Origin of the sequence: Thermoflexibacter ruber (genome assembly GCF_900113045.1) — a bacterium.
Classification (GTDB): Bacteria; Bacteroidota; Bacteroidia; order Cytophagales; family Thermoflexibacteraceae; genus Thermoflexibacter; species Thermoflexibacter ruber.
Map to the genome: position 1 here is coordinate 1 of NZ_FONY01000030.1, position 25,786 is coordinate 25,786.

22 protein-coding genes are annotated in these 25,786 nt (G+C 37.6%); 17 read left to right on the plus strand and 5 right to left on the minus strand.

Annotated features, from left to right (window positions below):
- The coding region (locus tag BM141_RS15665) for a helix-turn-helix domain-containing protein (protein WP_143090949.1) at positions 1-251 on the minus strand (251 nt) is incomplete at its 3' end.
- 158 nt (positions 252-409) lie between these two features.
- Between BM141_RS15665 and BM141_RS15670 the strand changes: the two genes are divergently transcribed.
- Positions 410-1,042, plus strand: coding sequence for a hypothetical protein (locus BM141_RS15670; RefSeq protein ID WP_143090950.1), 633 nt, complete (start codon positions 410-412; stop codon positions 1,040-1,042).
- A 163-nt stretch (positions 1,043-1,205) separates the two neighbouring features.
- Here BM141_RS15670 and BM141_RS15675 read toward each other — a convergent pair whose 3' ends face one another.
- Complete coding sequence (locus BM141_RS15675) at positions 1,206-4,310, minus strand: VPS10 domain-containing protein (RefSeq protein WP_245764075.1); 3,105 nt, start codon at positions 4,308-4,310, stop codon at positions 1,206-1,208.
- 195 nt (positions 4,311-4,505) lie between these two features.
- Here BM141_RS15675 and BM141_RS15680 point away from each other — a divergent pair, with 195 nt between their 5' ends.
- The 7 genes from BM141_RS15680 (at position 4,506) to BM141_RS15710 (ending at position 12,596) form a co-directional block, all read left to right on the plus strand.
- The gene (locus BM141_RS15680; RefSeq protein WP_091548353.1) at positions 4,506-4,859 is read left to right on the plus strand and encodes a hypothetical protein; all 354 of its coding nucleotides are present in this window, start codon (positions 4,506-4,508) and stop codon (positions 4,857-4,859) included.
- 78 nt (positions 4,860-4,937) lie between these two features.
- A complete protein-coding gene (locus BM141_RS15685) occupies positions 4,938-5,708 on the plus strand; it encodes an enoyl-CoA hydratase/isomerase family protein (RefSeq protein WP_091548355.1) in 771 nt (256 codons plus the stop codon).
- A 5-nt stretch (positions 5,709-5,713) separates the two neighbouring features.
- Entirely contained in the window at positions 5,714-6,187 is a 474-nt protein-coding gene (locus tag BM141_RS15690; protein ID WP_091548357.1) for a hypothetical protein, read from the plus strand.
- Between the two features lie 75 nt (positions 6,188-6,262).
- Positions 6,263-7,666: a C1 family peptidase gene (locus BM141_RS15695; RefSeq protein ID WP_091548359.1), complete on the plus strand. Its 1,404-nt coding sequence runs from the start codon at positions 6,263-6,265 to the stop codon at positions 7,664-7,666.
- 269 nt (positions 7,667-7,935) lie between these two features.
- On the plus strand, positions 7,936-9,843 hold the full coding sequence (locus BM141_RS15700; protein ID WP_221407691.1) for a tetratricopeptide repeat-containing sensor histidine kinase: 1,908 nt from the start codon (positions 7,936-7,938) through the stop codon (positions 9,841-9,843).
- On the plus strand, positions 9,840-11,801 hold the full coding sequence (locus tag BM141_RS15705; RefSeq protein ID WP_091548363.1) for a tetratricopeptide repeat-containing sensor histidine kinase: 1,962 nt from the start codon (positions 9,840-9,842) through the stop codon (positions 11,799-11,801). The genes BM141_RS15700 and BM141_RS15705 overlap by 4 nt, the downstream gene beginning before the upstream one ends.
- A gap of 9 nt (positions 11,802-11,810) precedes the next feature.
- A complete protein-coding gene (locus tag BM141_RS15710; protein ID WP_091548365.1) occupies positions 11,811-12,596 on the plus strand; it encodes a Rossmann-like and DUF2520 domain-containing protein in 786 nt (261 codons plus the stop codon).
- Here the strand turns inward: BM141_RS15710 and BM141_RS15715 are convergent.
- Positions 12,589-13,476 carry a histidine phosphatase family protein gene (locus BM141_RS15715; RefSeq protein ID WP_091548367.1) on the minus strand — a complete coding sequence of 296 codons (888 nt, stop codon included), beginning with the start codon at positions 13,474-13,476 and terminating at the stop codon, positions 12,589-12,591. The two genes, BM141_RS15710 and BM141_RS15715, sit on opposite strands and share 8 nt — an antisense overlap.
- Before the next feature lie 137 nt (positions 13,477-13,613).
- Between BM141_RS15715 and BM141_RS15720 the strand changes: the two genes are divergently transcribed.
- Complete coding sequence (locus tag BM141_RS15720; protein ID WP_091548368.1) at positions 13,614-13,979, plus strand: hypothetical protein; 366 nt, start codon at positions 13,614-13,616, stop codon at positions 13,977-13,979.
- 157 nt (positions 13,980-14,136) lie between these two features.
- Positions 14,137-16,545, plus strand: a complete 2,409-nt coding sequence (locus BM141_RS15725) for a glycoside hydrolase family 31 protein (protein WP_091548371.1) — start codon at positions 14,137-14,139, stop codon at positions 16,543-16,545.
- 18 nt (positions 16,546-16,563) lie between these two features.
- Here the strand turns inward: BM141_RS15725 and BM141_RS15730 are convergent, their stop codons facing one another.
- On the minus strand, positions 16,564-17,304 hold the full coding sequence (locus BM141_RS15730; protein ID WP_091548373.1) for a shikimate dehydrogenase family protein: 741 nt from the start codon (positions 17,302-17,304) through the stop codon (positions 16,564-16,566).
- A 202-nt stretch (positions 17,305-17,506) separates the two neighbouring features.
- On the opposite strand from BM141_RS15730, the gene BM141_RS15735 reads away from it, so the two are divergent.
- Positions 17,507-18,655: a hypothetical protein gene (locus BM141_RS15735; RefSeq protein ID WP_143090951.1), complete on the plus strand. Its 1,149-nt coding sequence runs from the start codon at positions 17,507-17,509 to the stop codon at positions 18,653-18,655.
- Positions 18,656-18,733: 78 nt separating this feature from the next.
- A complete protein-coding gene (locus BM141_RS15740; protein WP_245764076.1) occupies positions 18,734-20,326 on the plus strand; it encodes a glycoside hydrolase family 10-like protein in 1,593 nt (530 codons plus the stop codon).
- 7 nt (positions 20,327-20,333) lie between these two features.
- On the opposite strand, the gene BM141_RS15745 is transcribed toward BM141_RS15740, so the two are convergent.
- On the minus strand, positions 20,334-20,852 hold the full coding sequence (locus BM141_RS15745) for a peptidylprolyl isomerase (RefSeq protein ID WP_317039471.1): 519 nt from the start codon (positions 20,850-20,852) through the stop codon (positions 20,334-20,336).
- A gap of 109 nt (positions 20,853-20,961) precedes the next feature.
- Between BM141_RS15745 and BM141_RS15750 the strand changes: the two genes are divergently transcribed.
- From BM141_RS15750 to BM141_RS15770, 5 genes are all read left to right on the plus strand, one after another.
- A complete protein-coding gene (locus BM141_RS15750; RefSeq protein ID WP_091548378.1) occupies positions 20,962-23,520 on the plus strand; it encodes a M14 family metallopeptidase in 2,559 nt (852 codons plus the stop codon).
- A 149-nt stretch (positions 23,521-23,669) separates the two neighbouring features.
- Entirely contained in the window at positions 23,670-24,089 is a 420-nt protein-coding gene (locus BM141_RS15755) for a hypothetical protein (RefSeq protein ID WP_091548380.1), read from the plus strand.
- A 156-nt stretch (positions 24,090-24,245) separates the two neighbouring features.
- Complete coding sequence (locus BM141_RS15760; RefSeq protein WP_143090952.1) at positions 24,246-24,683, plus strand: hypothetical protein; 438 nt, start codon at positions 24,246-24,248, stop codon at positions 24,681-24,683.
- A gap of 255 nt (positions 24,684-24,938) precedes the next feature.
- The gene (locus BM141_RS15765) at positions 24,939-25,268 is read left to right on the plus strand and encodes a hypothetical protein (RefSeq protein ID WP_143090953.1); all 330 of its coding nucleotides are present in this window, start codon (positions 24,939-24,941) and stop codon (positions 25,266-25,268) included.
- Positions 25,269-25,274: 6 nt separating this feature from the next.
- Positions 25,275-25,709, plus strand: coding sequence for a L,D-transpeptidase family protein (locus tag BM141_RS15770; RefSeq protein WP_091548386.1), 435 nt, complete (start codon positions 25,275-25,277; stop codon positions 25,707-25,709).
- Positions 25,710-25,786 lie beyond the last annotated feature (77 nt).

Here is a 25,786-nt window from a genome sequence, read left to right on the forward strand (position 1 = left end):
TGCTGTGCCACACTCAACTTGCCTGTATAACCTTGATAATTATCTTGTAAATAGGCTTCCAAACCTACTTGCTCATATCGCTGCCGATAGTTCCTCACTGTTCCTTCACTGATGCCTAAACTGGCACTAATCACCTCCATACTTTGACCCAAATGAAGCATTAAAAGCACAGTTATCTTCTTGTACGCTCTGGCATAGCGTTCATTGTGTTGTAACTCCCTTAGTAAATCATAGTCTGCTTGTGATAACATTTTTACTAATTTGATTACCAAATATTGTACTTTTTTCGTAATTTTCCTAATCCAAATTTCAAAACCTTTTACTTTTTAGTATAAATAGGCTTTTAAAATGGTTTTAGCAATTTATGCAGATTTTGCATATTTTTGTGGATAAAAATGGTAAAAGGAAGATGACTAAAACTTTTGAAAAATGGAAAATAGGAGAGCTGCACCACACCTTTGGGCTTAGAAGACACAATGAAAACTTTGCACCGCTTGACACTTGGTTGGCTTCACAAACCACTTTTGACAGTACAGAAGAAAAAGCACTTCGTAAACTTGCCAAAGAGCTAAGCATTAATGCTATCATTTGGAATGAAGACGAACTCAAATTTATGTTCATAAGTCAGTTGATAGCGATTGCAGACCTACAAACTGCTCATGCAAAGATATTTACACAAAGACCTCTCTCCGCAGAAGTAAATGGAATAAAAATCAACGGGATTGTAGATTTTGTCATTGCTAATGGTATTGACGAGCCTGAACATCCTTTTTTCTTCCTACATGAATATAAGCAAGAGAAAAAAAGTGCCAATGACCCACTTGCTCAACTTTTGGCGGAAATGTTAGTTGCACAAGCACATAATGGAGATAACACCTTATATGGCTGCTATGTGATGGGTAGATTTTGGTTTTTTATTATCTTGGAGGGCAAAGACTATGCAGTAAGCAATGCCTATAATGCTTCTGATGAAGATATTTTCCAAATTGTAAGTATTCTAAGAGCCGTAAAAACGAAGATTGAAGAAAAAGAAAAGAATTGAGCAATCGTGAGATAGGAGCAATCTCATCTATTGATATTCAAGAAATCTGTTCTTTGATTCTGCCCCTCCCTTGCCCTTCCAATGGAGAGGGCTGAGTGGGGCAGGAGAAATCAGGAACGAATATCTATTGAAACCTAATAAAACTTATGAAATTTTTTGTTCTCTACCTTCCCTCTGGCACCCTCACAGGATTAGGGCTTTGTTGCTTATAGAGGTCATTGAATTTTTGCACGTCTTCAGTCAGGATTTTTTGCATTTCTGCCTTGCGTTGTTGCCAAGTAGCACTCAGGTCTTGCAAGCGTTTCTTTGCTCCTTCAGTAACAGCAGGGTTGTTAGTATCGACTATTTCCTCTTTCAAGTGAGCAAAATCCGCATTGAGTTTATTGGGGAAGTTAATCACATCTTGAAAAGTTTTTTGCTTTCTTTGGATAAGTTCTCCCTCTAAGTCATTGATTTTCTTCATCAATTTTTCTGCCTCTTCCTTCAAAGATTTGCTTTCACTCATTTCGCTGATGATTTTGATTTGCTCTTTGACCTTGTTCATTTTGTTCACTCCTTCGTGAATTTCATTAAGTTGATTGTAAATCTGTTCCAAAACTTTTGCCTGTTCTTCGTACTGAGCAGCAGTCGCTTTAATACGTGGGTCGGGCAGTAGCTCAAAAGTTTGGCTCATTTCCTTGCCCATGAGTTTGATTTTGACAGTATATTTCCCTGGTTTTACTCTGTAACCCGCCAAGCTATTGGGTAAGAAAATATCTGGTACAAGTACTTGATTTTCAGTTCTAAAATCCCAAACGATGCGATTCATGCCTTCAGAAGTTTCCAAAGTAGGGTCGCCTGTAATTCGCAAAGGATTAGGCACGACTACGTCTTTTTTAGAAGAGTAAGAACGCACTATTTTCCCACTTGGGTCTATGATGTCAAGGGTCAAAGTGCTGTCTGTCTTGGCTTTAAGATAATAAAAAATCATCACTCCATTGGGTGGGTTTTGCCCTTCACTTCCTCCACTCCCTCCATTCAGTTTGTAAGTATCTCTGGGCTTAAATAGGTGCATATCCGCCTTTGCTACTTCCTGATTGAGTTGGTGCAAAGGGGTCAAATCGTCTAAAATCCAGAAGGAACGACCCGAAGTAGCTGCAACCAAATCGTTTTGATGAACGACTAAGTCATTGATAGGAGTTACAGGCATATTTAGTTGGAAATCCTGCCAATTTGCCCCACCATCAAAAGAGAGATACAAGGCGTGTTCCGTGCCTGCATAAAGTAAGTCTTTGCGTTTGGGGTCTTCTCTGACTACTCTGGCAAAGTGATTGTCTTTGATTCCATTGGTAATTTTTGTCCAAGTTTTGCCGTAATCTGTTGTTTTGTAGATATAAGGCTGATAATCATTGGTTTTGTATTTTATCAAGGTAATATAGGCGGTTGCTTTGTCGTGAGGGGAAATCTCAATCGCATTGATAATTCCTTCACCTATGTTAGGGGGAGTAATGTTTTGCCAAGTTTTTCCTTCGTCTTTGGTGAGGTGTACTAAGCCGTCATCAGTGCCTACGTAAATCGTACCTGCCTCATGAGGAGACTCCATGACATACATAATCGTGTTGTAAACTTCGCCGCCTGCTCCTTCATTGGTAAGGGAGGTTCCTCCCCAACCTTGTTTATTTTTTTCATTACGAGTTAAATCTGGGCTAATTTCTGTCCAGCTCATGCCTTTATCAGAGGATTTTAAAAGTACATGCCCAGCATGGTAAAGCGTTGATTTGTTGTGTTTGGAAACTAAAATAGGTGCGTTCCAATTAAAGCGGTATTTCACGTTTTGGGCTTGTGTTGCCAAACCTAAGTAAGGGTACGCCATGATGCTTTTTGCTTCGCCTGTTTTTGTATCTAACATATCAATTATTCCTTGATAACAACCACCAAAAACAATGTCGGGATTCTCGGGGTCAAAAGCTAAATACGCACTTTCGCAACCTGCTGAGATTGACCAATCTTTCCAAGTAATGCCATTGCCGTCGGTGCGACTGGCGATTTTTACCGAAGTATTATCTTGCTGACCTCCATAGACGTTGTAAGGGAACTGATTATCTACACTTACTCTATAAAACTGCGAAGTAGGTTGGTTTTGTTGGGTCGACCAAGATTTTCCATAGTTAAAGGAAACATTTGCACCGCCATCATTGGCATTAATCATGTTTTTGTTGTCTTTGGGGTTAATCCAAAGGTCGTGATTGTCGCCGTGGGGCGTGGGAACAGGAGTAAAAGTTTTTCCGCCGTCAATAGAGCGTAAGGTTGGGGCATTAAGTACATATACTGTTTCGGTATCTTGTGGGTCTGCATAGATTTCTATGTAGTACCAAGCTCGAGCCACCGTAGTTCTATCTTTGGAAGTCTGCGTCCAAGTTTCTCCTCCGTCATTAGAGCGATAAACACCTGCTTTTTCTCCCTCTGCTTCTATGTTAGCATAGACGACTTCTGAGTTTGCTCTGGAAACTGAAACGCCAATTTTGCCCATTTTTTCAGGCAGCCCTTTGCTTAATTTTTTCCAAGTTTCTCCTCCGTCAGTGGATTTCAAAATAGCACAACCTTCCCCACCACTTTGTACTTGCCAAGGTGTCCTGCGGTGTTCCCACATCGCAGCATACAAGATACGAGGGTTATTCATGTCCATGCTCAAATCTACTGCTCCCGTGTTCTCATCGGTATAAAGGACTTGTTTCCAAGACTTTCCTCCATCTGTACTTTTGTAAATGCCTCTGTCCCTGCTCGCCCCATGCAAAGCTCCCTGAGCTGCGACATAAACAATATCTGCATTTTGAGGATGAACGCAAATCTCTGCAATGTGCAAAGTCTTTTCCAAACCTAAGTGTGACCAAGTTTTCCCTGCATCGGTGGACTTATAGACCCCGTCGCCAAAGGAAGTAGCTACTCCACGTACAGCGTGTTCGCCCATGCCTACATAAATTACATTGGGGTCGTTTTCTGCTACTGTAATCGCTCCTACCGAGCTTGTTTTGAAGGTATTATCAGAGATATTTTTCCAAGAAATCCCTGCATCTTCAGTTTTCCAGACCCCACTACCTACGCCCCCAAAGTAATAGACCAAAGGCTGTCCCACTACTCCAGTGGCTGTTACAGACCTGCCCCCACGAAAGGGACCGATGTTTCGCCACTCCATAGCAGAGTACAAAGACTTGTCAAAAATTTCAGTAGCTCGTGCTTGCCTTTTTTGGGCAAAAAGCTCTTGTGTGCTTAGCTTTGCTTGTAAAAACACAAGCAAAAGGAAGATTACAGTAATTAGTTTTGTACGTAAAAATATGTACAAAAGAGTGAGTGAAAGTCGCTTCATGGTATTAATCATTTATTGATAATTGCTTATTGCTAAGGTAAGGAAGGGGTAGGGAAAAGAAAAATTTTAATTCATAAACTTTTTTGTAAAAGCATAGTTTTTTAAGCAAATGATTTTATTATGAACTACTTTCTTGATGAAACAGCCTATCAGCAAATACTGTATTTGATAGAACTTTCCTCTCAGATGGATAAGTTAGGTCAAAAAAATGACTTGTATTTTTTACTTGGTTCTAAGCACATCGCTAAAGACAGAGTAATCGATAAAATATCTAATAGCAAAGGTTTGCGTAAGTGGTTACTTCTATGTGTGTATTGTAAAAATCCTTTACAACTGTATTGGAAAATGTTATCCCATATCTATAGGAGTATCAAAAATGCACTTTCAGAGGAGTTTTGGAACAAAGAAGTAAGGTCGCATCTCAAGCATAAGCCCAAAGTAGAAAAAAAACGATTTACTTACCTTTACAATTAGTAATTCTTTTCCTCTATTTTTTCCTATCTTTGGCAAGTAAAGTTACTATTTTTTTAATATTTATATTTCTCATTCTCTATGCAATTTGAAAATTTACTTTGGGAGGTAAAAGACCAAATCCTTTTACTTACTATCAATAGACCTAATAAACTTAACGCACTTAACCAACAAACCATGCGTGAAATTAGTCAAGCCTTTGATGCGATTTACCAAGAGGAAAATATCAAAGGGGTGGTACTAACAGGGGCAGGAGAAAAAGCTTTTGTAGCTGGCGCAGATATTTCTGAATTTATTGGCATGGCTGGCACAGATGCTAAAGCGATGGCTCAAAAAGGGCATGAGATATTTTTTAAAATAGAAAACTGTCCTAAACCTGTGATTGCGGCGGTGAACGGTTTTGCTCTTGGAGGAGGTTGCGAGTTGGCTATGGCTTGTCATATTCGCCTTGCCTCCGAAAATGCTAAGTTTGGACAGCCAGAGGTCAATTTGGGAATTATCCCTGGTTATGGAGGTACTCAAAGGCTCACCCAACTCATCGGCAAGGGAAAAGCCTTAGAACTAATGATGACGGCAGACATGATAGGAGCTTCAGAAGCACTTAGTTGGGGCTTGGTAAACTATGTACTTCCTGCCGAGCAACTTTTACCGAAGGCTTTTGAAATGTTAGAAAAAATCAAGCAAAAAGCCCCTGTGGCAATTGCTCAGGTAATTCGCTCTGCCAATGCGGTTTATCAAAATGGCTATGAAGTGGAGGCAGATGCTTTTGCTAAGTCAGCTTCTACGCAAGACTTCAAAGAGGGAGCAGGTGCTTTTTTGGAAAAAAGGAAGCCCAATTTTCAAGGTAAGTAAGGGTAATGATATTGAAAGAAGTAGCTATTTTTCCTTATTACAAACAGACCTTTGTATCTTCTTATACTCAAGAACAAATCTTGGAGCGATTGAGAGAGTTTACCAAAGAGGAAGGCAAAGAAAGTAACCCTGTTAGACGTGAATTTAATGGAAAAATAGATACAGATGGTTTTCAAATTTCTCGTATGATAACCCAAGCCAATACTTTTTTGCCAGTGATAAAGGGAAAAATAGAAGGTACAAAAACAGGGAGCATTCTTTTCATCACTTGCGAGATGTTCTACACCACCAAAATTTTGCTTTTTATCTGGACGGTCATTCCTTTGCTGATTTTTCTTTTGACTTTGCTCTTTGTCCAAGGATATTTCTATCCGCTTTTAGCTTTGTTCTTTGGTTTATTTAACTATATTGTGAGTGTAGCCAACTTTCATCGGCAGAGAAAGATAAGTATGCAAATTTTGGACAAGATTTTGTCATGATTTTTTGGTTCGCAGTTTGTTATTAAAACCTGTAGTTCATTGGGGCATCATTTTTTGATTATCTGCTTTTTTATTATGTTATATAAAAGACTGTTTTACCTCTTACTCATCGGCTTTTACAGCCCGTATTTCGTTTATGCCCAGTATGCTACTGGGTGCTTGGTTGACTCAGCCAAATACATGGAAGTTCCTATGAGCGCACCTTTGATGCGTGGAGATTACAAAGTGCCAGCCTCTGCTTCGCTCAAAGAATACTGCCCTATTCCGGGCGACCAAGGCAATTTGGGCACCTGTACGGCTTGGTCTGCTGCTTATGCTTCTCGTACTATTCTTTATGCCAAACGCAAAAATATCTCTACAAAAGAGGCTATTATGAATATGGCTTTCTCTCCTTCTTATGTATATAACCAAATCAAAATTACAGGAGATTGCTTTTATGGAGCGTATATCTCTGATGCGCTGTATTTACTCAAAACCCAAGGTTGCCTATCTTTCAAAGAATTTGGTTATGATTGCGAGAGAGAAGTAAAAGCGTCAGAAAAAGCAAGGGCTGGCAAGTTTGTCATTCAAGATTATAAACGGCTTTTTATGTACGGAGTAAACAATAACCTTGCAGGAGGGATTATTAAAGTAGTGAAAAAAAGCCTCTCCGAAGGGAAACCTGTCATTGTTTCTATGCGTTGCTTTGCATCTCTGGAAAAAGCCAAAGGTATTTGGAATCCACCTACCTCTAACGATGCCAATAAAGGGTATCATGCAATGACTGTCATAGGCTATGACGATAACAAGTTTGGCGGGGCAGTAGAAATCATGAATAGCTGGGGACCTGCTTGGGGGAACGAGGGATTTATCTGGATAAAATACAGTGATTTTGAGAAAAACTGCGTAGAGGCTTACGAAGTAGGTGATTTCCCTGCCGAGGCTATAGACAGCAAACCCGAGCAAGAAGTTTTTTTTGCAGGAGAAGTTTCTTTTAAAAAATCTGACGGGCAAGTCATGTCTGCTTCCCTCAAAAACGGTATTTATAAAATGAAGCAAAACTACTACTCTGGCACAGCATTTCAGTTTTTTGTCAGTCATCAAGAACCCGTGTACATGTATGCCATAGGTACTGATTTGAGCAATAAGTTTTCCGTACTTTTCCCTTACGATAAATTTACCAGCCCTCTTTTAGGGTATAAGAGGGGAACGGTAGCTTTCCCAAGCGAAGACCATTTCTTGCAGTTAGACCAAACCAAAGGCAGCGATTTTGTCTGTGTGCTGTATGCTAAGAAGCCTTTGGACATTGACGACTTAGTAAAAAAAATGGAATCAGGGACAGGCTCTGTTAAAGATAGGGTGTATCAGGCGATTGGTAGCAGGGCAATTATTCCTTTCCAAACACAATACAAGCAGGATAAAATTAGTTTTTCCGTAAAAACTACCCATGCAGAGCAGTCTTTAGTAGTGCCACTTATCATAGAAATAGGACATCAGTAACAAATAGTATAATCTATTTCACTTCACTAAATATTTTTTAAAAATAGTATTTAATAAAGCAAATTTTGTACTTTAGCAAGTTATTTGCCCTATGGTATGCCTTTTGATAAATGCATATATTACCTCTCTTGCTTTTTTACCTAAAATAAATATTCACTGATGGATAGCCTTAGTATAGTATTGATTCAACTTTTGATTAGAGAATGTCCTATTTTTTTTCTAAAAAATACTTATTAATTGTTGGTTTTTTATTCTTACTGCATTTAGACGTGTTTTCTCGACAGAATGAGATAGACAGTCTAAAACGTCTTTTACTTGTTTCTAAGGACACCGTTTACATAAAAATCCTCACTGATATATGCTGGAGATACAGAAATATCAACTCTGATTCGGCAGAAAAATATGGGAAAGAAGCCCTCCGATTGGCTGAGAAAGCCAATAAGCCTTATCTTATTACACTTGCTAACCAATATCTTGGCGTGATTGCTCAAAGTAAAGGGAAATATGCAGAAAGTCTGGAGTACTATTACAAGGTCATAGAACTTGCTGAGAAGTATAACTACACGGAAAGATTAGGGTATCTTTACCAAAGTATGGGGAGGATGAACCAACAGCAAGGCAACTATGAGCAGGCTATCAAATATACCCAACAAAGCATAGTTATTTTTAAGAAACTGAATCATCAATTAGGCTTATCTTATTGCTACCTGACCTTAGGAGAAGTTTATACTAAAATTCGTGATTACCCCAAAGCTATGAACTTTTACCAGCAATCTTTATCACTTCGCCAAAAAATGAACAGTAAAGAAGGTGTAGGAGCGGTATATTCTCTCATCGGAGAAACACTGTTACAGCAAGGGAAGTACGAAGAAGCATTAGAGTCTTTGCGCAAGGCAGAAACTATTTTTTTAAGCTTACAAGATATAAGAGGGCAGATTACTGTATTCAATAGAATGGCAAGAGTCTATACTTTTCAAAAGAAATGGGAAAATGCCCTTGCTTATTCTAAGAAAAGCGAGCAATTAGCCCAACAAACAGGCATTACAGAAATTATCAAAGATGTCTATACGAATATCATAGATATCTATGTTGGTAAAAATGACTATGTCAATGCCTATCATTATCAGCGTATGCTTTCAGAATACAAAGATAGCCTGTTGGACAGAGAGAAGGAGGAGAAAAATCAAGAAATACAAGCTAAGTACCAGACTGACAAGCGACTGCAAGACATAGAACTCCTCAAAGCAGAAAATCAAAACCAACGAATTATCATTTACCTGAGTTTTGTCATCGCTTTTTTATTGCTTATTACAGGTATAGTTTTTTACTTTAATATTCAACAAAGGAAAAGGCATAATGAACAACTACTTTTCCAAAAAAAGCAAATCCAAGACACTAATGATAAGTTAGCGCAATTGAATAAGGACATTTTAGCCCAAAATGTATCTATTACTCAACAAAAAGAAGAGCAGGAAAAAATCAACCATTTCAAAGATAAACTTTTTTCTATTATCTCCCATGACCTGCGCAATCCGCTTGCTTCGCTCAAAGGTGCGCTTGAGCTATTAAATGCAGACTTTTTGTCCGCACAGGAGAAAAATAATTTGATAGATAGGCTCTCTAATGACTTACAAGCAACTTCTTACCTTTTGGACAATCTACTCAACTGGACAAGAACACAGATGCAAGGATTGAAAATAGATAAAACAGAAGTAAACCTAAGCAGCATAATAGAAGAAAACTTTAACTTGTTCAGACCTCAAGCTGAGAACAAAAAAATATCGCTACAATCTAATATTCCTGCGGATATTTATGTTACGGCAGATGTAGAAATGACCAAGCTAATAGTACGAAACTTGATTCATAATGCTATCAAATATACCTCTTTTATGGGAACTGTCAGGGTCAATGCTTTTCTTATAGATGACTATGTAATTACGGCTGTGCAGGATACAGGAAGGGGAATGACTAAGCAAGAACAAGACAAACTTTTTGGAATCGAGCATTTTTCTAAGCAAGGTACGTCTAATGAGAAAGGGAGTGGCTTGGGTCTGCTCCTTGTCAAAGATTTCGTAGAAAAAAACAATGGCACAATTTGGGTAGAAAGTATTGAAAATGAAGGTAGTACATTTAGCTTTACCCTGCCCAGAGTGTATAAAGGAGGTCATTCTTCATGAAAGGGTATTTTTTTAAAATATTTTTACTTATTTATATCTTTTTTATTCACTTTCACCTCTCGGCACAAGTCAATAGAACTGATAGCTTAGAAATTATTTTACCTACTCTTACCGAAGACTCATTGAAAACGGCTGTATTGGTAGAACTATGCTGGGCTTATCGCAATATTAACATTAAAAAATCAGCGACATATTGCCAACAAGCCGAGAAATTGGCTCGTTCTAAACAATACACATATTTGCTTGCCAAAACGCTTAATCATCTTGGCTTGCTTCATAACAATAAAGCTGAGTATGACTTAGCTTTAGCTTATTATTTTGAGGCGTTAGGCATTGCTCAAACCAATTTGCATCAAGACCAACTTGGCTATGCTTACCACAGCATTGCTGAAATTTATCGGAAAGACGAGCATAAAATACATCAAGCCCTCGTTTTTGTGAATAAAGCCTCACAAATTTTTAAGGAAGGTAATTTTCCTGATGGCGTTGCTTTTTGTCATCTTACCTTAGGACGTATTGATACAGGGAGAAAAGCCTATCAGTCCGCACAAAAAAATTATTCCATTGCTCTAAAAATTTGGAAAGAACTCAACAATGAAAACCTCATTGCCAATGTGTATTTTGACATGGGAGGGCTTTACAAAGAGCAAAAAGACTACGAACAAGCATACACTTATCTGTACAGAGCTAATCTCACATTTAATAAGCTGAACAATATTAGGGGAAAGTTGTTGGTGCTAAATCAGTTAGCAGATATTAATTTATTACAAAACCAGCCTGACTCTGTTATCATAAAATTGCAACATGGACTTTCTGTAGCTAAAAATTCTGGGATTACAGAACTTATAGAAGAATTTTATACATATTTAGCCAGTATTTACGCTTTTCAAAAAAATTATCAACAAGCCTACCAATACGAAAAAATCCTCAACCACTTCAAAGACAGCATCAAACAAATAGAGAGAAACACTCAAATCGTTGAAACGGAAACTAAATATGACGTTACTAATAAGGTAAAAGCCATTCAAACCTTACAGCAGCAAAACGAAGAGAAGCAAGATATGCTTTATTTGCTTGGCATCGTGCTTTTAGGAACGATTATCATAGGCGTTTTTCTTTACAAAAATATCCGACAAAAACAAGAAGTCAATAGACAGCTAATTTTTCAAAGAGAGCAAATTAAAATACAAAACAACCAACTTGCACGCCTCAATGATGAAATCCTATTACAAAAAGAAGAACAAGTAAAACTCAATGCTTTTAAAAATAAACTGTTTTCTATCATTTCTCACGACCTACGCAATCCTCTGGCTTCATTGAAGGGAGCTATTTTACTTTTTAAAACACACCTATTGACGGATTCAGAACAAGATAGTTTGATAGATAAGCTCTCTAATGATTTACAATCTACCTCTTACCTGCTCGACAATTTGTTGAACTGGACGCGCAGTCAAATGCAAGGTTTAAAAATATACCCCCAAACGGTTGTTTTATATGAATTAGTACAGGAAAATATAGAACTACTAACTTCTCAAGCCCAATTGAAAAATATCCATTTAGAAAATCAAATACCTAAAAATATAACTGTTTTTGCAGATGTAGAAATGATTAAAACTCTAATACGCAATCTCTTGCATAATGCAATAAAGTATAGTTTTCCTAAAGGAGTGGTACTTATTTCCGCCTATGTAAGTGAAGAAAAACAATGCGTAATCGTTGATGTCAAAGATAATGGCAGGGGCATAAGCAAAGAAGAGATGAGTAAGCTATTTGGTAGCACCCATTTTTCTAAGCATGGCACAGCCAACGAAAAAGGAAGTGGCTTGGGTTTGCTTTTAAGTAAGGAATTTGTAGAAAAAAATGGAGGAGAATTATGGGTAGAAAGTGTTGAAAACAAAGGGAGTATATTTAGCTTCTCTCTACCATACGAGAGAGCAACTGAATATTACATTAAATAGATAGGCATTATGTTTAGAATTGCTATTATAGGAGCGGGCAATGTAGCTTGGCACTTAGCAAGTAATTTAGAAAAAGAAGGGCATCAAATCACAGAGGTTTATAGCCGTAATTTAGCCAACGCCAAAGCATTAGCACGGACATTATGGAACGCTAAACCTACCAATAGCTTAGACTTTAGTCATTCACAAGCAAGTATTTTCTTAGTATGTGTTAGTGATAATGCTCTCCAAGAGGTAATAGAGCAGATTGCTTTGCCTGAGGAGGTGATTATCGCGCATACCTCTGGGACACATTCATTAGAGATATTAGAAAGAGCCAATGCCTATATTGGCGTTTTCTACCCTTTGCAGACCTTTACCAAAGACAAAGAAGTAAACTTTAAAAATGTGCCTATTTGCTTGGAAGCAAACGAAGCAGAAGTTTTAGAAGTATTGATAGAGTTGGCGGAGAGTATTAGCTCCCAAGTATATGAAATTAGCACACCTCAACGCCAAGTATTGCACTTGTCGGCAGTCTTTGCTTGTAACTTCACTAATTTTTTGTTCACTATTAGTAAAGAAATTTTAGAAAGAAACGAAATGCCCTTTGACCTGCTCCAAAATCTAATACAAGAAACCGTACAAAAAGCGTTTGTACTATCTCCTGAAAATGCTCAAACAGGACCTGCCAAAAGAGGAGATACAAGCATTGTAGAGAAACACTTGACTCTTTTAGAAAGCTACCCCGTAGAGTGGAAAGTCCTATATGAACTTTTTACCCAACAAATCAGGGCTTATTACCAAAACATTACCTAATTAAATCTGTCAAGTCATTGGCTCTCAAGACCTGTACATAAGTTGGTTCGGCATTATTAGGATTAAGTCTAAATACTCCTGCATCTCCTTGATTGAGTGTGGATAGCACAGGATTGAGATTAGGCGGAACACTGGGGTAGCCTACATGAGTAATAAAGAGAATATTCCTATTACTGATAGCCTGTTCCCTAATAAGCCTAAAAGTATTAGCATAGCGATTGGCTTCGTCATAGACATAATAAGTCAGCAAAGGAGATGTTTCTATGTTTACGCCTAAGTTCATGAATTGGGCAGTTTGTATGCATCGACAATACTCGCTGGAGATAATCCTGCCCACAGGAATTTTTAATACCCTCAAGGCTCGCCCCATTTTCTCAGACTGTACTCGCCCGTCGGGAATAGTTAGTTGGCGGGCTACGGTATTATCACAGCTTTTCCACCAATTAGTAGAGAAATCTCTGAAAGTATCCGAGCCATTGGCGGCAAGTGCATGACGAAACGAAAGTACATGACCACCTCTACGCAAAGCGCGAAATAGCTGTACCTGTGGACTTACAATAAAAGTACGTTGGATTTTTTGGGAAGTATCTGCCTTATTAATGAGTTGAACGGTGTAAATGCCTACATTTCTGGGAGTCCGATAAACAATATTAGTGCTATCACTGTTAGCACTAATAAAAATACCTCCATTGGCTTGAAGGATTCGCAAGCGGATAGATACATTCGCAGTAAACACAATATTAGTATCTGTGGGGACAAGCAGGCTATCGGCTACCTCACTTACCAAAGCCAAATTAGGACGATTTTCCTCTTTTTTGCAGCTTGTCAGTAAGTAAGAGATAAGTAAAGAAAGAGTAGCTATGAGAAATATTTTTTTCATAAGTTTTTATATCAAATTTTCTACAAAAATAAGCTAATTCTTGCATAGAGATTCTCCCCTATCTATTAATTTTTTTAATTATTTTTGTAAAGAATAAATAACTCTTATTTTTGCAAATAACTAATTGTTCAGCATAAATGAGTAGCGAAGAGAAAAAAGCCTTTCTTTTACTGAAAAATGTGATTTTTAATTATCATGGTCGTGATGAAGACGAGCAGCAAATTATTGAGGAAACTGTAGCAGAGTTAGATGCTGAAAAAGAACAAAAATGGGCTGAGGAGTTTATTGCAGAGGATTACTATGATGCTTTTGATAGAGCAAGAAATTATTTGAGCAATGTAATGAATAGCCTTGACAAGAAAACCCGCATTCATTTTTTAGAATCCGTACACGAAGCAAACAATAAAAAAGGTTACATTAGCGAAATGGAGGCTATTGCAATGATTACTTTTGCAAGAGATTGGGATATTGAGAATGAATTTATAGAGATTATTAAAAGATAAAGTCTTGTTTTTTGCAAAGACGTCTAACAACCTTACTTGAAGTTACTCATTATAAAATCAACAGAATCAATAAAAACCTTACTTAGCCTAAGTCCATCTTTAAATAACATTTTCCTGCCTACTTTTACATACATCAACATTATTTTTTTGAAGTCCCATGAAAAACAAACTGAATCAATCACTTGGTAACTATATCGCTCATTTTCCTATAGAAAATGGTTTACAGTTTGAAACTACTTTGGGTAAGTTTCAGCTTATTGTTTATCAACATTCTATTATTCGTTTGAGGATTGTAAAAGAAGATTTTGAAGAGCGAGATTTTTCCTATTCCGTGATTGCCAAACCTGAGCCTTTGAGTTTTTTAATGGAAGAAAATGGCAATTCTTTCCGACTTATTACCAATACCTTGACGCTCCAAATCTCAAAAAATCCCATGCGTTTTTCTTTTTTTACCAAAGAAGGAAAACTTATCAACCAAGACGATGCTGCCTTCGGTACTTCGTGGATTGGAGAGCAGGTTACTACTTATAAAATCTTGCAAGAAGGAGAACATTTCATTGGTTTAGGAGAAAAAACTGGCAATCTTGACCGCAGGGGACGTGCTTTTACGCACTGGAATACTGACCGATTTGGCTATGATGAGGACTCAGACATGATTTATGCCTCTTTCCCTTTTTACATTGGGATAAATCAGAATTTGGCTTATGGAATTTTCATGGACAATTCTTACAAATCTCATTTCAACTTTGGGGCATCTAATGACAGGTTTGTTTCTTTTTGCGCTGAAGATGGTGAGATGAATTACTATTTTATTCATAATGAATCTGTAAGCAAAATTATAGAGGACTATACCTTCCTCACAGGTAGAATGGAAATGCCTCCGCTTTGGAGTTTGGGCTATCAGCAGTGTCGCTATAGCTACTACCCTGAGAGCGAAGTCCTTACCTTAGCCAGAACTTTCCGAGAAAAGCAAATTCCTGCTGATGTGATTTACTTGGATATTCACTATATGCAGGATTATAAACTATTTACATGGGACGAAAAACGTTTTCCTGAGCCTGAGAAACTTATCAAAAAGTTAGAAGAAATGGGGTTCAAAGTAGTAGTGATGTGCGACCCGGGTATTAAGGTGGAAAAAGGCTACAAACCTTACGACAAAGCGATAAAAAAAGACCTTTTTGTTAAATATCCTGACGGAACGCCTTATACTGCCCAAGTCTGGCCTGGGTGGTGTCATTTTCCCGATTTTACTAAAGAGGAAACTCGGGCATGGTGGGGCGAAAGTTTTAAAGAGTATGTAAGCATGGGTTTAGAAGGCTTTTGGAACGACATGAACGAGCCTGCCTCTTGGGGACAGCGAACTCCTGACCTCATAGAGTTTGACATGGACGGTGAGAAAGCTTCTTTCAAAAGGGTGCATAATCTCTATGGTATGCAAATGACAAGAGCAACTTTTGAGGGAACAAAAAAACTGCTCAAAGGCAGGCGACCTTTCTTGCTTACTCGTTCTGCTTTTTGCGGAAGTCAAAGATTTACAGCCATTTGGACAGGAGATAATACTTCCTCTGACGAACACATGATGACGGGTATTCGCTTAGTCAATGCGCTTGGGCTTTCAGGTATGCCCGTCGCTGGCTATGATGTAGGTGGTTTTATTGGCGAACCTTCGGTGGCTCTTTTTGCGCGTTGGCTCTCTATAGGGGCTTTTTCTGCTTTCTTTCGCGGACATAGCATGATTAACTCCAAAGACCAAGAGCCTTGGAGCTACGGCGAGGAGGTAGAAGACATTGCTCGTAATTATATTTCATTGAGATACAAGCTCTTGCCTTATATTTACTCTTACTTTTATGAAGCCACCCGCAATGGCTTGCCCGTAGTGCGTAGCTTGGCGATTGACTATACTTTTGACGAAAACATTTACTCCCCAAAGTTCCAAAATCAATACCTGTTTGGAGCAAATCTACTCGTTTGCCCTGTAGAAAGCTACAAAGAAATCACCAAAGTTTATCTACCCAAAGGAGCATGGTATTACCTCTATTCCAATACTTTATACCAAGGAGGAGAGGAAATTTATGCAGACTGCCCTCTGGAATTGTTACCTGTGTATGTAAAGGCAGGAGGCATCTTGCTCATGCAATCTTTGGTACAAAGTACAGGTGAAAAACACGATGGCATATTGGAAGTTCATGTTTACTATGGCACAGAAGGCTCTACTTTTATCTATTACGAAGATGACGGCAAAACCTATAAATATGAGAAAGGTAAGTATTACAAACGTAATATTTCTTATTTTCCTGAAAATCAAGCTATTGTTTTTTCTATGGTAGAAGGAGATTACAAAAGTAGTTTTGATAAAATCAAATTAGTTTTGCACAATTTTGAGGGAGTAAAGAAAAACATAGAAGTAAACAATGAAAAGGTAAAAGTGATTAAAGAAGAACTTGAACTCCTGCCTCCTGTATCAAGTTTTGACCCACTTGGCAAGCAAAATACGAGCATCAAACAGATAAATAAAGTAGCATTATTTGAAAATAGTGATAAAGAAATCATAGTAAGACTATCGTAACATCTTAACTATTTCCAATTATTCATTCCAAATTTCCCATGATTTCTCGGCTTGGAGGTAAAGCATCTCCAAGCCATTTTTAACATTCGCCCCATTTTCTGCTCCTTTTTGCATAAATAGCGTATTTTCAGGATTATACACTAAGTCGTAGAGGTAATGATTTTCACCTAATAGGTGATAAGGAATCTCTGGGCAAGTTTCTATAAGAGGATACATTCCTAAGGGAGTAGTGTTGATAATGAGTTGATGAGATGAGAAAAAATCTTCATTTAACTGATTGTAAGTCAAAATATCAGGTTTTTCTGAATTTCTTGACACATACCTGTAAGGAATGTTCAAATCTTCTAAAACCACTTTGACGGCTTTTGAGGCTCCTCCCGTCCCCAAAATGAGGGCTTTGACCTCTGTATTTCCTGCTAAAAATTTTTCTAAGGAAATTTTAAACCCGTAATAATCTGAGTTATAGCCTTTTAATTTTTTATTTTCTTGAATCTTAATGACATTGACTGCTCCTACGCGCTCTGCGGCAGGGTCTATTTCATGCAGAAAAGGTAATACTTCTAATTTGTAAGGAATCGTAACATTTAAGCCTTTTAAATTTTCTTGATTCTCAATTAATTGAGGGAAATCATCAATACTTGGGATTTCAAAAAGTTCATACACTACTTGTTTAATCTGCTCTCTTTCAAACTTTTCTGTAAAGTACTTTTTTGAGAAAGAATGAGTAAGTTTCTTTCCGATTAAGCCAAAAATGCGCATATTTTCAAAATTTTAAATAGTTTTTTTTTGCAACTTTTGTCGAGAAAATTGGGTTTAAAAAGGAAATCCAGTCGGCAAATTTGTAAAACAATCCACTAATTTAAAGTCAAAATAAATTAAAATATTTTAACTTTTAAAACTAAGATATTTGCAAATTAATTCTTAAATTGCTTTTGTAAGAATCATAAACCTAAATAATGCTTTGACATTGAAATTTCCCGAAACTTTATACCAATTAGATGAAACTATACCGATGCACAAGAGTTTCATGGGCAAGTTTATAGGAGGCTTTATCCTTGCTTGGCTGAGCATTTGGTTTGGTGGCTTCTTTTTCAAATTTGCCTTTATCGTTAGTGCATTGGCTTTGCTTTTACCCTTAGTAGCTGAGTTTTGGAAAGGACAACTCAAATCTATTTTACTCACTACTGAATACTTAGAGTTGCGGACAGGTTTGGAGGAGCATCCTCAGCGAATTTATCTTTCAGACATCAAACGCGTTTCTTTGATAGAAAAAGAAAATCGTTATCATACTAAAAATCAATCTAATAGTGAATCTACTACTGTGCTGATAGATGAAAAAAAAGTCAAAGATTATGATGCGGAGGCTAAGTGTACTATTAGTACTGTGGGAGGTAAAAAATATGAAATCAAAAGTGCCTACTTTCCTGAGGGAGAATTTGGCGAGTTTTTAGAAAAGCTACAAAAAGCCTATCACGAACGTTCTACTTCTTTCCAAATCAATAGCTCTACGTATGCTACTTTGGAAGAAGCAAGCCAAACAGCAGACCGAATTGAGCAAGTAATGTATGCGAATATCAGGCGGTTACAGGAAGATTTAGTACTCAAGAAAGATTTTGAGAAAAACATGATTGAGGCTTATAGGTCTATTTATAGAGTGCGGGACGCTTTTGATGTTTCTAAAAGTAATGCTAAAATCATTTATGAGTTTAAAAATATAGATTACTCTACAAGTTATATCTTGGAAAATGACTACCTGCCTGAACTTGATGAAGAAGGAATAGAGTTTGGTAAAAACTTGATAGAAGCAGCAAAAGAAAATCTGATTTTAGTAGAGCAACGCATTACTTTTTATAGAAGAATAGACAAAGAATTAGAAAAAATCAAACTCCAGCAGCAAAGTCGCAGAAAACTGCAAGCTGTAGCACAAAATCTAAAAGATTTGCAGTATAAAAATACTACCAAAATGATAGACCAGTCTTTTTCCAACAATGCAGAGGATATGGAAGCAAAGGTTCTCAATGAATTAGAAGAACTTTCTCAGAAAGTCCGAAACATAGACGATTTAGACGATTCTATTATCCTCAGACAGCATATTGCTTTATTTAAGTGATAGGTTTGGTCTATCCAAATAATAATTTCTCCTCACATTGATATTTTTTATTCTCCTTGTTTTAATTTTGGGTTTAGCATGATGAGTACCTTCAATATGAAAACCCTAATTATCTTTTTTATCTTTTTCTCCATAATTAGTTTTTCTTTTGCTCAATCTATCCCTCCCAAAAGAGAATTAAGAGCTGTATGGATAGCTACAGTTGCCAATATTGATTATCCATCAAGAAAAAACTTACACCCTTTTGAGCAACAGGACGAATTTAGAGCCTTAATCCAAAAACATAGGCAGGTGGGTATCAATGCTGTATTTGTGCAGGTGCGTCCAGCAACTGATGCCTTTTATTATAGCGACAGAGAGCTTTGGTCGGAGTGGCTTAGTGGAAAGCAAGGGAACGAGCCTCGCCCTTTTTATGACCCTTTGGCATACATGATAGAAGAAGCCCACAAAAACGGTATGGAGTTTCATGCTTGGTTCAATCCCTATCGTGCAGTTTTTGATACGGCTCGCTCCTCTGAAGTTCACCCTGAGCATATCACTAACCGCCGACCTGAATGGTTTATTCAATATGGTAAAACCAAATATTTTAATCCTGCCCTACCTCAAGTCAGAGAATATATCACCTCTATTATTACTGATGTAGTCAAGCGGTATCCTATTGATGGTGTGCATTTTGATGATTATTTCTATCCATATCCTATTGCCAATACCCCTCTTGATGACCAAAAAGACTTTGAGAGGTATGGACAGGATTTTAAAAATATTCAAGACTGGCGAAGGCATAATGTTAATTTACTCATAGAGTCCGTAGCTAAGAGTATTAGACAAACTAAACCCAAAGTAAAATTTGGTGTAAGTCCATTTGGAGTGTGGAGAAATGAAAGAGATGAAAAACAAGGCTCAAAAACTATCACAGGCACAACAAGTTATGACCACTTATACGCAGATGTAAGGTATTGGTTAAAAAATGCTTGGATAGACTACGTAGTACCTCAGGTATATTTCCACTCCCAATTTAAGCATGCTCCCTACCAACAATTAGTTGATTGGTGGGCGGCAAATGGCTTTGGCAAACATCTCTATATAGGTATGGCAGCGTACAAGATTGGTTCTAAAACAGATACTCTTTGGCAAAACTTATCAGAAATGCCCTCGCAACTTCGTTTCAACCGAGCCTGTGAAAATATCAAAGGAAGTGTATTTTTTAGTGCTAAATCTATTTTCAATAATAGCTTGCATGATTCTCTAAAAACTAATTTTTATCGCTACCCTGCCTTAGTGCCTCCTATGCCTTGGAAAGATAGTATTGCCGCTAATCCTCCAACAGACTTAGTTTTGCATAAATCATACAAATCTGTCTTTTTGCAATGGAAAGTTCCTCAAAGAGCCAAAGACGGCGACGAGGCAGTTTACTATATTATTTATCGTTTCAATCATGATGAGCCAATTAACTTAGAAGATGCCAGCAAGATAGTCGGCATTAGGCGACAGCAAGGCGAGTTTTTTGTAGATAAAACAGTCAAGCATGGGGGCAAATATCGCTATTTAGTTACTGCTCTTGACCAAATGCACAACGAAAGTTCTGCCTCCAATGTAGTCTTTGTCGATTTTGCCGACAGTTCTTGGCTTGATTTTGTCAAAGTACTTTTAGAAATCTATTTCAAGCGTTAGCGTGCCTTTACTCTTTCTTAGCTTCTCCTTTCGGAACTTTGTGGATTAAAATTTCTATGCGATTCATTTTGTCGCCTCTTTTAATTTTATCCAAATACTCAAAGTCATCTTCTATTACTTTTCCAAAACAAGTATGATTGCCATCAAAAGCCTCTGTATTATTGCGGTCTAAGCAGATAAAAAATTGCGAACTGCCTGTATCGCGTCCGCAGTTTGCCATAGAAAGCACACCTCTATCGTGTTTTTGCAACTCGCCTCCCAGCTCGCACTTAATAGTGTAACCTGCACTTCCTGTGCCATCGCCTTTTGGACAACCCGTCTGCACCAAAGTCCCTGCTATTACCCGATGGAAAATCATATTTTTGTAAAATCCCAAATCTGCTAACCTGCAAAAGTTATCTACTGTTTTAGGGGCATCTTCTTCAAAAAGTTGCACGTGCATTACTCCATGCTCGGTATAGATTTTTGCAGTGCGAATAATCTCAAATTCTTCTTCCTCTTTTTTCGCAAATAAGCCAAAAAGCATAATTTTTTCTGATTACTTGTCAAATTTTAGAGTAAAACTAACAACTTCTTTTCTTATTTGGTAATTTTAAATCAAAATAAAGTATTACCATTTTAATCTTATTTAGAATATGAGGAAGAAAATTACCTTTATACTTATCGTTTTTTGCTTTACGAGCATAACAGCTTATAGTCAGGAACTTAAGTATTACTTACCAGATAGTATTACTTATAACCCTGCTATCCCCACTCCTGAGTCGGTTATTGGGCATAAAGTAGGGCAGTGGCACATAACTCATGATAAATTAGTGTATTACATGAGAGAGTTGGCAAAATCCTCTGACCGCATCAAGATAGAACAGACAGGCAAAACCTATGAAGACCGCCCCCAATTACTGCTTACGATTACTTCTCCGAAAAATCATGCAAACTTAGAGCAGATTCGCCAGCAACACTTAGACCTCTGCAACCCTGCCAAATCTGCCAGTCTGAACATAGACAATATGCCCGTAGTAATTTGGCAAGGTTACAGCATACACGGTAACGAACCAAGTGGCTCTAATGCAGCTCTTTTGTATGCTTACTACTTGGCAGCGGCTCAAGGCCGGCAGATAGAAGAAGCCTTAGAAAATACGATTATTTTACTCGACCCTTCGTTCAACCCTGATGGGCTAAATCGCTTCGCTCACTGGGCAAATATGCACAAAAGCAAGCACTTAGTAACTGACCCTCAAAGTAGAGAGTTCAGCGAAGTGTGGCCCGGAGGCAGGTTTAACCACTATTGGTTTGACTTGAACCGAGATTGGCTACCCGCTCAACACCTTGAAAGTCAAAACCGTCTGAAAAAATTTCACGAATGGAAACCCAATGTACTGACTGACCACCATGAAATGGGGTCTAACTCTACCTTCTTTTTCCAGCCCGGTGTTCCCTCTCGCACCAATCCACTTACTCCTGCTAAAAATCAAGAATTGACAGGGAAAATTGGCAAGTTTCACGCGGCATTTTTAGACAGGATAGGCTCGCTCTACTACACCAAAGAGGGTTTTGACGATTTTTATTACGGCAAAGGTTCTACTTATCCCGATATTCAAGGGGCAGTAGGTATCCTATTCGAGCAGGGAAGTTCTCGCGGACACGCTCAAGAAACTATCCATGGCGTGCTTACCTTCCCTTTTACCATTCGCAATCAGTTTACTACCTCACTTTCTACTTTGGAAGCGGCAAAAAACCTCCGTAAGGAACTGCTTAATTATCAAAGAGAATCTTTCCAAACGGCAGTCCAGCAAGCCAATGCTTCTCCAATTAAAGGATACATTGTAGGGGACAGAAACGACAGGGCAAAAACCTATCATTTCTTAGAAATGTTAGAACGTCATCAAATAGAAATTTACGAGTTGAAAGGCAAAATTACCGTAGATAACCAAGAGTTTGAGAGTGGCTCGGCTTTCATTATTCCTACTAACCAGCCTCAGTATAGACTAATAACCACTATTTTCCAAAAAGAACTCAAATTCAAGGATAGCTTGTTTTACGATGTTTCTGCTTGGACTATGCCTTTGGCTTTTAATCTGCCTTATGCCGAACTCAAATCTTTGAATAATACTATTTTAGGCAATAAACTTTCTCAAGCTATTTTCCCTATGGGCGAGGTAGTAGGGGGCAGAAGTGAATATGCTTACCTCTTTGAGTGGGACGAGTATTATGCCCCTAAGATGCTCTATGCCGTGCTAAATAGTGGGCTTATTGCCAAAGTAGCTACTGACCCCTTCGAGATTGTTACGGCAAATGGAAATATGAAATTTGACTATGGAACTATCATGATTCCCGCAAAAAATCAAGCAAAAAGTGAAGATGAAATTTATCAGTTAATTGAAAATCAAGCAAAAACTAATGGAATCAAAGCCTATGCAGTAAAAACAGGCTTAGTATCTGACGGCATAGATTTAGGGAGCAATAGCTTTTCTATTTTGGAAGCCCCCAAAGTTGCTATGCTGGTAGGTGCAGGCGTAGCCGCAAGCGATGCAGGTGAAATTTGGCACTTAGCCGACCAGCGTTTTGGCTTGCCTATTACCATGATAGATGTCAATAATTTCAATGGGGCTAACATTGATAAGTACAATACTTTAATCATGGTAAGCGGGAGCTATGGAAGTGTAAATAAAGATAAAATCAAAAATTGGGTGCAAAATGGTGGTTCATTGGTGCTTTTTGAAACGGCTATTGAGTGGGGAGCAAATGGTTTAGTAAACATCAACTTAAAGAAAAGCAAGGCAGACAGCCTGAAAGTAGCAAGTTATGCAGATTTAGAAAATAATTTGGGGGCGCAGGAAATGGGCGGTAGTATCTTCCAAGCCAAAGTAGATTTGACCCACCCACTTTTGTATGGTTATAATACGTCAAATTTGAGCTTTTTCAAGGCAAATAGTGTGTATATGCAAAGAAACTCAAACCCTTACAGCACTCCCGCCCAATACACCGCTAACCCATTGCAGAGCGGATATATTTCTAAGGCAAATGCTGAGATGATGCGAAATGTTGCCGCCATCAATGTCAATGCCTTGGGTAGAGGGAGAGTAATTTCCATAGATAACGACCTAAATTTCAGGGCATTCTGGTTCGGTGGAACAAAACTATTTATGAATACTTTATTTTTTGGTAAGGTCATAGACGCAAGGTCTGCAAGGTAATATCAATAAAATCTAATTGCTGACATCTGTAAGTTTTCTAAAAAAATTTATAAATGTCAGCAATTACTTTAATAAATCTGTCATTTTTTTATCTTTGTGTATGAGAGGAAATTCTCAAGCTCAGTGTCCAACTAAAACTATTTTCAAGAATGAAAAATGAACTAAAAGACCAAGAGGGTAAAGTTTTCTTTACCTTAGAATATTTACAAGACAAAGGTATATTTTATGCCGCATGGTTTGGCTCTTATCTGTCCGTTGAACAAGTAAAGCAAGGAGCACTCCTGTTTCTTGATGAAATTGCCTCGCACTCTACCTCTAAGCTGATGAATGATAATAGACAACTGGAAGGCGTTTGGGACGAAGCAAATGAATGGTTAGCCACCGAATGGATGCCTGCCGTCATCGTGAGGGGCTTAAAGAAGTTTGCCCATATTTACTCTCCAGACTTATATGCCAGACTATCCGCCGAGTTTATGCAGGATAATAGCCAGCAGTTTCCTGAAGGTTTTGACCTTCGTTTATTTGATAATCAGGAAGATGCAGAGAAGTGGTTACTATCAGAGGATTAAACCAAAGATATGTCTTTCTGCACATTTGCTTTCAGTTCAAAATTTTTTAAATTTTAGTAACTTTTACTCATTTTTCACGTTAAACTTTAAAAAATGCAAAAAAAACTTGGTTAAGTGAAAAAATACACATAATTTTGATTATGTAATTTTAAGCAAATGATGACGGAAGAAACACTACATAAACTATCAACAAACAAAAGTCTTACCCCTATTTTCAAAGACATTTGTGCAGAAACGTATCATGTAAAAGAAGGCAACATCATCTACTTAGTGATGAAAGGGCTAACTAAAAATCAGTGCTATCAAACCAATGCTGAGAGAGCCTTATCAGCCTTAGTAAGATTCAACAGTTGCAAAATGTTGATTGATTTTCGCAACTTAGTGATGCTTTCTCCCCAAGACCAACAATGGATGGAGGAAGTATGGCAGAGGCAAGCTGTCAAAGTAGGATTGCATCAATTGGCGATAGTCATGCCTGATGGCTTATTTGCTATACTTAGTACTAATAAATTGATAGAAGCTATTAAAAAACATGCTTCATTTGATACAGAAAGCTTTTTAAACGATACAGAAGCCTATGATTGGCTTGTCTAATAAATCTATTGCTTGTTCTTAAAATACTTGCAAGACCTCTATGTTACTCGGTAAAAATTTAAAATAGAAATACAAAAAGCCTCATCAAATTTTAATAATTAGAATAGTTCCCCAAAGAAGGATGCTCGTTGCTTCTTAATCGATAGCTGCGACTTAAAATAAGAAGCAAATTAACTTTATGCGGGCAACCTTGCCTAAACATAGTCTTAGGACAAGAACAATACGTATTAATATCTATAAAATACTCGAATTGATATGCAGTATTTATCTAATCCTTTCAGAACCGTACTACTTTTCTCCTCATTGATATTACTATCAGCTTATCCTATGAATGCCCAATTTTTAAGTAACCAACTTGCCCAAACCAGAGTAAAAGAAGCTCAGAAGGCAAAAGATGTACTCATGCAACGGCTTTTCACAGAAAAAGGCTTGTCGTATCCTCCTAAAGAATTGTTTTTCAGAGCCTTTAAAAAGGAAAACTTATTTGAGATGTGGGCAAAAGATGATAAAACAGGAAAGTTTGTTTTAGTAAAAACCTATGATATTTGCTATGCCTCTGGCAGTTTAGGTCCTAAAAGAAAGTAAGGCGACTTGCAAGTCCCTGAAGGCTTTTACCACGTGGACTGTTACAACCCTCAAAGCAATTTTTATCTCTCCGTAAGAATTAATTACCCCAATGCTTCTGACAGAATCTTGAGTCCGCACAAGCGTAAGTTAGGCGGCGATATTTGCATTCATGGTTCTTGTGTTTCCATTGGTTGCATTTCTATCCAAGACGAGAATATCAAAGAAGTATATTGGCTTATGATTCAGGCACACGGCGCAGGACAGAAAGAAATTCCTGTGCATATTTTCCCTTCTCACTTAGACGAGCAGAGTTTTGCAAGTTTAAAAAAAGAATATCAGGGAGATACAGAAAAACTCACGCTTTGGGAAAACTTACAAACAGGGTATCTTTATTTTGAGAAAAACAAAAAGCTACCTAAAATCACTGTTAATGACAAAGGAATGTATATTTTTAAGTAATTTTCTGCGATGCCTTATTGAATTTTTTTTAATCTTCGCAAATTAAGAGCAACATATACTAATCCTATAAATTACCT